Genomic DNA, 11,806 nt, shown 5'->3' with positions numbered 1-11,806 from the left:
TTTAACATGGCTGAAGATAAGTACTTACGGCTGGCCCACGCGATTTATGATCACGTTGGTGGCCCACAAAACGTGGCAAAACTGATTCATTGTATGACCCGGGTACGGCTGACGATTCGCGACGAATCGTTAGTCGATATGGACGGCTTAAAGGCGATTGATGGCGTGATGGGGGTCGTTCAAGAAGATACCTTGCAAGTTATCGTTGGTCCGGGTACCGTGGATAAGGTTGCCGCGGAAATGGTCAAAGAAGTGGGCGTCGGTCTCGGTGACCCGTTCCCAGATCCGAGCACCTTTGCTACTAAGGATGCGGCCAGCGGTAAGTCGGAACATCAACGTGATAAGGAAATGGTCGAGGCTAAGGCGAAGGAAGTTCACGCTGCCCAGAAGGCCAAAATTAAGCAAACCCCAATGCGTAAAATTTTAAGTTCGATTTCAAGCATTTTTATTCCATTAATTCCAGTATTCGTTGGGGCTGGTTTAATTTCCGGGATTGCGGCAATTTTGTCTAACATGATGGTTGCCGGTGATATCGGCAAGAACTGGACCGATTTTATTAACGTCCTCAAGGTCATCAATAGTGGGCTGTTCTCGTACTTAGTGATCTACGTCGGGATCAACAGTGCGACCGTCTTCGGTGCGACCGCTGGTTTAGGTGGAGTTATCGGGGCCGTCACCTTGCTGACCGGGGTTACGCCGGAAGCGCCAATTCATAACATTTTTAACGGCCAAGCCCTTTCCGCTGGTCAAGGTGGGATCATCGGGGTTATCTTCGCCGTTTGGGTCTTATCATTAGTTGAAAAGTGGTTGCATAAGGTTATTCCGGACTCAGTTGACATCATTGTGACGCCAACGATTACGCTGTTAGTTATCGGGGTCTTCACGATTTTTATCGTGATGCCGATTGCCGGGGTTATTTCGACCGGCTTAGTTGGTGGCGTTCAGTGGGTCTTAAACGTTGGTGGGGCCTTCTCCGGCTTCGTTTTGGGTCTGTTCTTCTTACCAATGGTTATGTTTGGGTTACACCAAATTTTGACGCCAATCCACATTGAAATGATCAACAAACTTGGAATGACGCCGTTACTGCCGATCTTAGCGATGGCCGGTGCCGGCCAAGTCGGTGCGTCGATTGCACTATGGCTCCGTTGCCGCAACAACCATCAATTAACGAACATGATCAAAGGGGCCTTACCCGTTGGGATTCTAGGTATCGGTGAACCGTTGATTTACGGGGTAACCTTACCACTCGGCCGGCCGTTCATCACCGCTTGTATCGGTGGTGGTATCGGTGGTGCCGTTATTGGGGGCTTAGGCAACATCGGCGCGATTGCCATTGGACCTTCCGGGGTCGCCCTGATTCCATTGATCAGTAACGGACACTGGTTGGGTTACGTTATCGGCCTGTTATCGGCCTACGCCGGTGGTTTCTTAGCCACCTACTTCTTTGGCGTACCAGCCAGTGCGAAGGTGGCCAAGGACGTTGACGGCCACGTCGTCGAAAAAGCGGTTTAATTTTGATAAACGTAGGAAGTGAGCGCCAATGACAAGTGTGTTATTAACGATTCGTAACAAGTTAGCCTTATTTTCACACGCGGAGCAAAAGGTCGGGCGCTACATCTTGGCACACACCCATAGTGTGATTCAAATGAGTACCGCTGAACTGGCGACCGCGGCCGGTGTTAGTACCGCGACGGTCGCGCGGTTCGGTAAAGCGTTGATCCCAGACGGCGGTTACCCGGCGCTGAAACTGCGACTGTCGGCTGAACGGACCGTTGACCAAAGCCTCTACGACGAAATCAACCCACACGATACGCTGGAGGCGGTCAAATCCAAGCTGGCGTTACGGGTGACCCACACGATTGAGGAGACCAACGCCCGCTTAGACGCCGCCGCACTGACCAAAGCCAGCCACTTAATTGCTAGCCGGGCGAACGTCTACGTCTACGGTTTAGGCGCGTCCAACGTGGTCGCCGCCGACTTTGAGCAGAAGTTTGTCCGGGTCGGCAAGGCGGTCGTTCGGTCGCTGGATACCCACCTGTTAGCCGTTGGACTGGTCACGCAGGCAGCCGATGCGGTCCTCGTATTGATTTCCAATTCGGGTGAAAAGGCGGCGAGCCTACAGTTAGCGAAGTTAGCGCGTTCGCTCAAAATTCCGGTGATCGTACTGACTAGGAAGGCGACTAGTTCGCTGGGTGAACTGGCTGACGTCGTGTTATTAAATGACGACAGTGAGGAAAATCAAACGGCGCGGACGACCGCCACAACTTCGTTAATGGCGCAACTATTCGTGAGTGACTTACTGTACTACACCTTTGTCACCACTGATTATGATCACCACATCGAGCAACTCGTGGCGACGCGCGACGCAATTCAACATTATTTTGATTAGGGGATGGCAAGTTGTTTGGATTTAAGAAAAAGCCGGCACCAACCACGTTGGCGGCACCGGTGAGTGGTCAGTTAATGTCGATTACGGCGGTGGCCGACCAGGTCTTTTCACAAAAAATGATGGGTGACGGCTTTGCCGTTACCCCGAGCGACGGACAAATTGTCGCACCCGCGGACGGTGAAATCAAAACCGTGGCGGAAACCAAGCACGCCGTGATGTTAACGACAACTAGCGGCTTGGAATTGATGATCCACTTAGGCCTAGATACCGTGGAGTTGAAGGGTGCACCCTTTGACGTTCAGGTCAAAGTTGGTGATCAGGTCACGACTGGCCAACCGCTCGCAAAGATGGATCTAGCCGCGATTGAAGCGGTTGGTAAGCCGACGACCGTCATTACCGTGATTACTAATATGGACCAGGTAAAGACGCTGGCCTTAACGGCAACCACGACGGTGACGGGGGGCGCTTCCGCGGCCACGGTCACGTTAAATTAAGGATTAAGCAGTTAGAGCACCGGGTGCCAACACGCAACCGGTGCTTTTTTGTAGCGCTTTAGTATGAGCAAAACACCGGTCTAGCAAGGTTAACCAGTAAAGCGCTACGGTGACGCTATGGGGTAACTGGTAATATGGTTCACAAGGCTTAATGATTACGTGTCATCAGCGTTAGGGCTTGGTCAGCGTGCCGGCGACCCTTGACAAATGCAACCGTTTACTTTTAAATTGTTGTTAATACATGAGCAATTAGTGGTTTGTTACTCAATTCAAATTTAACAAGGCACGGGTGACTCATATGACATCGACAGAGCGAATTAAGACTACTGTTTGTTTGTACCTAAACTACCTCGTTCACGGCATGGCCATCGTGATTCTCGCACAGAACATGACGGTTTTGGGCCGGCAATGGCACGTTGGCGATGCTGGCGTTTCGTTAGTCATTTCATCTTTAGGAATTGGCCGGTTGCTGGTGCTGTACCTTGCGGGGACCTTCTCTGACCGTTGGGGCCGGAAGGTATTTGTGCAAATCGGGATTGCGACCTACACGCTCTTTTTTGCGGGTATCGTCCTTTCACCGAACATGTATACCGCGTATTTCTTCGGGATCCTCGCCGGAATGGCCAATTCCTTCCTTGATTCCGGGACGTACCCGGCGTTAATGGAACTTTATCCGCAGCGGCAAGCTACCGCTAACATTATGATTAAGGCCTTCGCTTCGATCGGCGAGCTACTCTTACCGATCCTGGTGGCTGGGCTCGACCATTTTCACTTGTGGTACGGCTGGTCATTTCTGCTATGCGTGGTTTTGATGGCGGCGAACTTCGTCTTTCTACGTGCGCGCCGTTTTCCGAAACTTTCGACGGTACGGACGGAACAGACGGACGCCGGGACGCCGGTTAAAGAACACTGGACGCCGCGCAAACTGGTCCTAGGGATCGTTTTAACAATTTTTGGCTACGTTTCAATGGCGATCTTCTACCTGGTCAGCCAGTGGTTAACCAAGTTCGGTACCGACGTGATCGATTTGAACCTCGTCCACGCCCGGATGCTGGTCAGCATTTACAGTGTTGGCTCAATTTTGGGGGTGGTCGTGACCGCCCTGTTGGTCGAACGGGTGATCAAACCGGTGTGGTTCATGTTGGCTGATACCGTCATTTCGTTATTGGCCCTGCTGGCGTTGACCTTAATCCCGGCTTGGCACGTAGCGCTGATCAGTTCGTTTGTAATCGGCTGTTCGGCCGCTGGTGGCGTCATGCAACTGGGGCTGACCATCATGAGTAATACGTTTCCGAAGGCTAAGGGCCGAATTACGGGGATTTATTACACGGCGAGCGGCTTGGCGTCGTTCACGATCCCGGTGTTTACCGCTTGGATTTCGCACGTTGGTATTTTAGAGATTATGTGGTTCGACGTGGCGATTGCCTTAATCGGGGTCGTCTGCAGCGTGATTGTGCTCGGCCTTGCTAGCGCACCGCAAGTAGCGTCAAAAATTGAACAAGCGTAAAAAAATGAGCAATCTGCTTAACGTCTTTTTATAAAGGCGTTAGGCGGGTTGCTCATTTTTGCGTGCTTATAGCAGGCGCTTTTTATTCGTGTAGTTTTGCCAGCAGTAGTTCCGACTGAACTCCTGGAACCGGTGCACGGAGGGCGTTAAGAAGTGGTTACGCTTAACAATCAGGTAAATCTGGTGCTGGAGCGGTTGGTCTTCGAGTGGCTTTAGCAAGACGCTACTTTGATCGAGTAGTGGGAGGTCTGGCATGATGGCGATGCCCAAGTTAAAGCGGACGAATCCGGCCATCGTGTGGTCTTCTTCGACTTCGTAAGCAACTTTGGGCTTGACGTGCGCCTGGGAGAGGACCTGGTCGATCAACGGCCGTAGCCCACTGTTTTTGGAAAATAGAATCATTGGGTAGGGGGCCAAGTCGCGGACAGTCAAGCTTTCCTTCAACGCCAACGGGTGGTTGGTCGGAACCGCGGCAACGATGGCCTGCTGCACAATCGGAATGAAGTCGAACAGGTTAGCAGTTGGCTGTTCACCGAGTTTATCCACATTGGAGGCGAGAACCAGGTCGTACTTTTCGTCAGCGAGGGCGGCGAGTAACTCGTTAGAATTCCCCTGACCAAGCGAAAAACTAACCGCTTGATTTTGCGGGTCGAGTTGAAACTGGGTGATGAGTTCGGGAACCAGTTGCTGGCCCATTGTGTAAGTGAAACCGAGGTTAATGTGCCCGGTATCGGGATTCATCAACTGCTGGACGAGCTCGTTACCTTGTGATAAATCGTTTAAACTAGCGGTAATATACTTTAAATAGACCGCCCCAATCGGGGTTAACTTGATGTTACGGCCGTCGGGCTCAAATAATGGCACGCCAATTTCTTTTTCTAGCTTTTTGATGGCGTAACTTAAGGAAGGTTGAGAAATCCCGAGATTATCAGCCGCTTTAGCCATGTGTTGGGTGTGTGCTAATTCTTTGAAAAATTCTAAATGCCTAAGGTTCAAACTACTGATACCCCTTTCATTCATAAAAAAATTCAATTGATTAAACGAAGCATTCATATTTATTATACTAAAGCATTTTGTTACGATAGCAAGTGAATTGAGTAACAAATCATCAAAAAATTAAATTTTTAGGAGTGGATTAGCATGACAGAACGTATTGATGGACACACTTTATTGATTGGGTTAATGGCATATCCGATTCGGCACTCGATGTCACCAACCATGCATAACAACGCTTTTGCCAAATTAGGATTAAATTACGCATACTTGGCATTCGAAGTGGATAACGATACGTTACCTTCAGCAATTCAATCAATTCGCACGTTAGACATGCGTGGTTCTAACATTTCGATGCCTAACAAGCAAAAGGTTATTCCGTTATTGGATAAGTTAGACCCAGCTGCTGAAATGGTCGGTGCGGTCAACACGGTGGTTAACGATGACGGTATTTTAACCGGTTACACGACCGACGGAATCGGCTTCATGAAGTCCTTGGACGATGAAGGGATCGATATCCGTGGTCAAAAGATGACCTTAGCGGGTGCCGGTGGTGCCGGAACTGCGATTGCCGTTCAAGCTGCTTTGGACGGGGTCAAGGAAATGTCGATCTTCAACCAACACGATGCTGAATGGGAAAACGCTAAGCGCAACGTCAAGTTGATCAACGAAAAGACCGACTGCCATGCAACCTTACACGAATTAGAAGACCGCGACGATTTCAAGAAAGAAATCCAAAGCTCGTTCATCTACACGGATTCAACCGGTGTCGGTATGAAGCCGCTTGAAGACAAGACCTTAGTTGACGACCCGAGCTGGTTCAACAACCCTGATTTAGTGGTCTTCGATACGGTTTACGCACCTCGCGAAACGAAGTTGATGAAGGTGGCTAAGCAAGCTGGTTTGAAGCACGTCTTCAATGGCTTAGGCATGATGCTCGAACAAGGGGCCGCTGCTTTCAAGCTTTGGACTAATAAAGATATGCCGGTTGATTACATTCGCCACATCTTATTCGATGACGACGCTAAATAATTATAGATAATTAATGAGGTTTTAGTATGAAAAATAAGTATATGCCGACTGCCATCAGTCTATATTTAAACTACTTCATTCATGGGATGGGCGTCATCATCTTGGCGCAAAATATGGAGGCGTTGGCTAAGCACTGGAACACAACGACCGGTGGTGTCGCCGTCGTTATTTCATCCCTCGGGATCGGGCGGTTAATCGTCTTACTCGTTTCCGGGTGGTTATCCGATAAGTTCGGTCGTAAGCCGTTCGTTATCTTAGGGGTCATCACCTACCTGTTATTCTTCGGTGGGATTCTGCTCAGTACCTCGATCGCGGTGGCTTACATCTTCGGGATCTTAGCGGGAATCGCCAACTCCTTCTTGGATTCCGGGACTTACCCGGCCTTAATGGAAATGTTCCCAGAATCAAAGGGGACGGCCAACGTTATCATCAAAGCGTTCATTTCCGTTGGTCAATTCGGGTTACCGCTATTCGTTAGTTTCTTAGTGGCCAACAGCATCTGGTACGGCTGGTCCTTCGTATTATGTATCGTCGTACTGTTAGTTAACCTGATCTTCATGGTAACGGCCGGCAAGTTCCCGGTTGCCAACCAGGATGCTGAGGTTGAAGAAAAGACCGCTGAAGCCGAAGATAAACCAGTTTCTAAGGGTAACTTATGGCTTGATGGGACGCTCTTCATCTTATACGGCTATGTTTCGCAAGCGACCTTCTACTTGGTCAGTCAATGGCTCAGCCAGTACGGGACTAAGGTTGCCGGCATGGGTGATGCCAGTTCGCGGGCGTTGATCAGTTATTACAGTATCGGCTCGATCGTCTGCGTGTTGGTCACCGCTGCCTTGGCAAAACGTGCCGTTAAAGAAATTCAATTCTTGGGCGTTTACACCTTGATTTCATTCGTTTCACTGTTATTGATGTACCTCTTCCCAACGGCATTGATGTGCTCGATCATGTCATTCGTTGTCGGCTTCTCCGCTGCCGGTGGGGTGATGCAACTCGGGTTGACCGTCATGTCGACCTTCTTCCCATCAGGTAAGGGGACCATTACCGGGGCGTTCTATACGGCCGGTTCAATCGCATCGTTTACGATCCCGTTGTTTACCGGGATGATGTCTGATAACTTAGCCGGGATCTTCCTCTTTGACGTGATCATCGCGTTGATTGGATTCGTCCTCGCCGTATTGATCACCGTTCGGTACTACCGGTTATTCGAAAAAAATCAAAAGGGGGCAACGACTCATGAATCAACCAGTCGTTAAATTACGTAATTTAAGTCTGGGTACTGGCCGACCAAAACTGGCCGTGCCGATTACCGGCAAAACGACCGCGGATATTTTAGCCGCCGTCGATCCAATTAAGGCCGCTGACCCGGACGTTGTTGAATGGCGGATCGACTTCTTTGAGGGCGTGACCGACGTTGAACAACTCCAACAAACGGGGCGGTGGTTACGCAGCGCCCTCGGTTCGATCGCCTTGTTGACGACTTTCCGGACTAAGGGTGAGGGCGGTAACCTCGAACTTAGCGACGCCGATTATTTCAAGGTTTGCGAAAACGTCTTGGCCGGTGAATTCACCGACGCGTTGGACGTTGAACGTTATCACGATGAAGCGGCCGTTAGGGGCTTGGTAAAAATGGCTCACGCCGCCAAAGTCGTTGTAATCATGAGTAACCACGACTTTGACAAGACGCCGGGTAAGGCTGAAATCGTGAAGCGCTTGACCAGCATGGTCGACTTTGGGGCCGACGTTGCGAAGATGGCCGTCATGCCACAGTCAGCCGATGACGTTTTAACGTTACTGCAAGCGACTAACGCCGCCCACAAGACGTTGAGTCAACCAGTTATTACGATGTCGATGGGCGATTTAGGCAAGGTTTCCCGGTTAGCTGGCGAAGTCTTCGGCTCCTGCTTATCATTTGCAACCGTGGGTGCGGCTTCCGCACCGGGGCAAATTGCGTTGGATCACCTGCGTCCCGAACTTGAAGATTTGAAACTTAACTAGAAAGGGCGTTCGGAAATGACCGTTCCACAAAAAAAGTACGTGTCACAATTCACCATGATGGGGACCGTCATTTCCCTGACCCTCTTTGAACCACGTCAGGCGGTCGTTGAGGCCGTCTACGATTACTTAGAAAACATGGACCGGGTTTTCTCAGTCAACCGGCCGGATTCAGAACTAAGTGCCGTGAACCAGGCTGCGGGTCAGTACCCCGTTACGGTCAGCCCAGCCTGCTTTACCCTGATTCAAGATGCGTTGGCCTATTCCCGTCAGCACGCGGATAGCTTTAACGTGTTGATTGGCCCGCTGGTTAAATTATGGCGGATCGGTTTCGGTGGTCAGCAGGTCCCGGACCAGGCGGCGGTTCAGGAACGCTTACATTTGATGACTCTCGATCAAGTGGCCTTAAACGCTACGCAGCGTAGCGTTTTCCTGAAGCGTTCCGGCATGCAACTCGACCTCGGTGCGATCGCGAAGGGTTACTTTGCGGATCAAATCGTGAGCCAGTTGCAAGCCGCGGGTGTGAGGCACGCCATTGTGAACCTCGGTGGGAACGTTAAGCTCCTCGGAGACAATCCGTTAAGTCCGGATGGTCGTTGGCAAGTTGGCGTCCAGGCCCCAGCTGCCCCGCGCGGGTACCCGTTATTACAGGTACAAACCCCGGCGCGGACCGTGGTAACGTCCGGTATTTTTGAACGTTACTTTGAGGCTAACGGCCACCGTTACCACCATATTCTGGATCCACAAACCGGTTACCCGGTAGAAAATCAGGTCGACCAGGTCACAATTATTACGGCTCAGTCAGAACTAGCCGAAGTTTTATCGACGGTCACCTATTTTAAAGGTCCGATAGCGGGTGCGACGCTTATCGAGCAGTTACCCGATACCGAAGCAATATTTATTGATCGACAGCAACAAGTGACGGTTACAAGTGGATTGCAACCGCGACGTAAAGGAGTGTTTTATTTATGAGTGAACAACAAGTAACGGGTCAAGCGATGGGCCATAACGGCATCATCAACTATGAAGTTGACCTGCAGGATAATAAAATTGAAGATTTAAAGATTTTAAAGCATTCCGAAACGTCCGGAATCTTTAATCAGGTGATCGATAAACTCAAACATAATATTATTACGGAACAATCATTTAACGTTGACACCATTAGTGGTGCCACCGTTATGACCAAGGCGCTCCTGACTTCCGCTGATAAGGCCGTTGAAGCGGCCGGTATCAACGTGACGCCAACGCCTAAACAGGAACAAGCGAGTCAAACGAAGCATATTAAGACCGACGTGTTAGTCATCGGTGGTGGGGAAGCTGGCTTGGTTGCCGCTTGCCGGGCACTCTCAATGGGTCAAAAGGTGACCTTAGTTGAAAAGAACGGTTATTTAGGTGGCGCTACGATTTTGAACGGTTCCAACGTGGTTGGTACCGGTTCGAACGTGTCCGCCCAAATCTTTGATAACAATCACGATACGCCCGAAATGCTAGCCCAAGACGTTAGCCGTGAAAGTTTGGAAACCAACTACCCGGCCTTAACGGACTTAATGGTGCATAACATTGGTGATGCCATCGACTTTATTAGCAAGTTTGCCGACTTGCACTACCAAAAAGCGCAGACCCAAACGCCGGAACACTCGATCGAACGGCAAATCGAATTACCAAGTGCCAGCAGCTTTGAATTTATTCAAAAGGTTTCAAAGGCCTTTGAAGCTGCCGGTGGCCAAATTTTAGTGGATACCCGGGTTGAAGAATTAACTTTCAATCGCCGTCACGAATTAAACGGCGTGGTGGCCAAGCAACATAACGGCGACGTTAAGATTAAGGCGAAATCGGTCGTATTAGCCGCTGGTGGTCACGGTGCCAGCCAGAAGATGCGCGGTGACGAAAGTCAAGGGATTGACTACTACGGCCCGATGACGTCAACTGGTGACGCTTATCAATTTAACCAGAATTTAGATTTACAGACCCACGACCTGGGTTGGTATAAGATCTATCCACACGGGGTCGAAGTTGAACCCGGCGTGGCCAAGTTAACCACTTACGCTTCTAAGGAAGCCACTGACATGGGCGCCATTTACGTTAACAGTAAGGGTGACCGCATCGTTAACGAATCCAACGTTTATACGGCTTTCCGGAACGCCATCTTGAAGCAGGACGACAAGGTCGCCTACCTCGTAATGGATGCCCGGACTTGGAAGAAAGTTTACGACTTACTAGTCCTACACGACTTCACCGCTGAAGAAATCGAAAAGTTCTTCGCTGATCCAACCAAGCGGCCGATCTTCGTTAAGGGGAACCTCGCAACGGTTGCTAAGCAGGCCGGTATTGATGCCGACGAATTAGCGAAGACCGTGGCCAACTACCAAGGCTACGTTAAGGATGGCCACGACCGCGAATTCGGCCGTGATCCGAAGTTCTTACACGAATTTGAAGGCGACACCTTCTACGTGATCGAACAACGTGACCGCTTCGCCACGACTTTAGGTGGTTACAGTGTCAACGCTGATAACCTGCAACTCGTGACGACTAAGAACGCACCGGTTGCGAACTACTTCGGTGCCGGTGAAATTATCGGTGGTGCCAATGGTCACGATTCCATGCCAAGTATGATGAACACTTGGGGCATCTCTTCCGGCTTCGTTGCCGGGGCGGCTGCCAGCGAAAACGCCCAAAAGCAAGCCGCTGCGGGTGATGACGAACCCAACATTGTGGCAATCGTCGGTACGAACGCTTCGAAGTCTTACAACCGTAAGTTACTTTACGCCATGAAGGACCTGTTCGAAACCGAAGTTAACTTCGATATTTGCGAAATTAAGGACCTGCCACTGTTCAACGAAGACGACGTAGATAGCGAACCAGCCGTCGTTAAGGACTTGGCCGCGAAGGTCGAGGCCGCTGACGGGGTGGTCTTCGGGGTTCCCGAATACGACCACGCCGTACCAGCCGCTTTGAAGAGTGCCATTGAATGGTTATCCTGCGCGGAACATCCATTCAAAGAAAAGCCCGTGATGATCGTTGGGACGTCGCTTGGGATTCAAGGAACGGTTCGGGCGCAAATGAACTTACGTCAAATCTTGGATTCACCAGGGGTTGACGCGCACGTGATGCCGGGTAACGAATTTATGTTGCCACAAGCTGGCACGAAGTTCGACGCAGCCGGTCGGATCAACGACGACGGCAGTGTGCACTTCTTAAAGCAATGCTTCAGTCATTTCTTGGACGACTTACCAGCAACCGAAACTAAGCCGGTTGTCGGCAGTCACTAAATAAGTTAATGAAGGACCCGTGATTATCAGGCTCTTTGTCAACCGGTGTTGATGAGGACTAATTTGAGAATCCAATTCATTTACGAATTGGGTTCTTTTTTGTAATTTTGATTTTAAATGAGACTTG

Annotated in this window: 10 protein-coding genes; 9 read left to right on the top strand and 1 reads right to left on the bottom strand. The window is 50.3% G+C overall.

All coding sequences use genetic code 11. The features are described 5' to 3' along the window. Positions 1-6 precede the first annotated feature (6 nt). From FFM82_RS10170 to FFM82_RS10155, 4 genes are all read left to right on the top strand, one after another. Complete coding sequence (locus tag FFM82_RS10170; RefSeq protein ID WP_137645728.1) at positions 7-1,512, top strand: PTS transporter subunit EIIC; 1,506 nt, start codon at positions 7-9, stop codon at positions 1,510-1,512. A gap of 28 nt (positions 1,513-1,540) precedes the next feature. Next, positions 1,541-2,389: a MurR/RpiR family transcriptional regulator gene (locus FFM82_RS10165; protein ID WP_137645727.1), complete on the top strand. Its 849-nt coding sequence runs from the start codon at positions 1,541-1,543 to the stop codon at positions 2,387-2,389. An 11-nt stretch (positions 2,390-2,400) separates the two neighbouring features. Further along, entirely contained in the window at positions 2,401-2,883 is a 483-nt protein-coding gene (locus tag FFM82_RS10160; protein WP_137645726.1) for a PTS sugar transporter subunit IIA, read from the top strand. A 298-nt stretch (positions 2,884-3,181) separates the two neighbouring features. Then, positions 3,182-4,390, top strand: coding sequence for an MFS transporter (locus tag FFM82_RS10155; RefSeq protein WP_137645725.1), 1,209 nt, complete (start codon positions 3,182-3,184; stop codon positions 4,388-4,390). A 66-nt stretch (positions 4,391-4,456) separates the two neighbouring features. On the opposite strand, the gene FFM82_RS10150 is transcribed toward FFM82_RS10155, so the two are convergent. Then, on the bottom strand, positions 4,457-5,386 hold the full coding sequence (locus tag FFM82_RS10150; RefSeq protein WP_137645724.1) for a LysR family transcriptional regulator: 930 nt from the start codon (positions 5,384-5,386) through the stop codon (positions 4,457-4,459). Positions 5,387-5,530: 144 nt separating this feature from the next. On the opposite strand from FFM82_RS10150, the gene FFM82_RS10145 reads away from it, so the two are divergent. Genes FFM82_RS10145 through FFM82_RS10125 form a run of 5 tightly spaced genes read left to right on the top strand, consistent with a single transcriptional unit; the run spans position 5,531 to position 11,679 of the window. Then, entirely contained in the window at positions 5,531-6,415 is an 885-nt protein-coding gene (locus FFM82_RS10145) for a shikimate dehydrogenase (protein ID WP_137645723.1), read from the top strand. Positions 6,416-6,441: 26 nt separating this feature from the next. Next, positions 6,442-7,671, top strand: a complete 1,230-nt coding sequence (locus FFM82_RS10140) for an MFS transporter (RefSeq protein WP_137645722.1) — start codon at positions 6,442-6,444, stop codon at positions 7,669-7,671. Continuing rightward, positions 7,652-8,413: a type I 3-dehydroquinate dehydratase gene (aroD, locus tag FFM82_RS10135; RefSeq protein WP_137645721.1), complete on the top strand. Its 762-nt coding sequence runs from the start codon at positions 7,652-7,654 to the stop codon at positions 8,411-8,413. The genes FFM82_RS10140 and aroD overlap by 20 nt, the downstream gene beginning before the upstream one ends. Before the next feature lie 15 nt (positions 8,414-8,428). After that, positions 8,429-9,382 carry an FAD:protein FMN transferase gene (locus FFM82_RS10130; protein ID WP_137645720.1) on the top strand — a complete coding sequence of 318 codons (954 nt, stop codon included), beginning with the start codon at positions 8,429-8,431 and terminating at the stop codon, positions 9,380-9,382. Continuing rightward, a complete protein-coding gene (locus FFM82_RS10125) occupies positions 9,379-11,679 on the top strand; it encodes an FAD-dependent oxidoreductase (RefSeq protein WP_137645719.1) in 2,301 nt (766 codons plus the stop codon). Before FFM82_RS10130 ends, FFM82_RS10125 begins: the two co-directional genes overlap by 4 nt. Positions 11,680-11,806 lie beyond the last annotated feature (127 nt).

Source organism: Lactiplantibacillus plajomi (genome assembly GCF_005405405.1).
Taxonomy (GTDB): Bacteria; Bacillota; Bacilli; order Lactobacillales; family Lactobacillaceae; genus Lactiplantibacillus; species Lactiplantibacillus plajomi.
The sequence above is the reverse complement of the archived record's forward strand: the minus strand, read 5'-3'. Positions and strand labels throughout refer to the sequence as shown.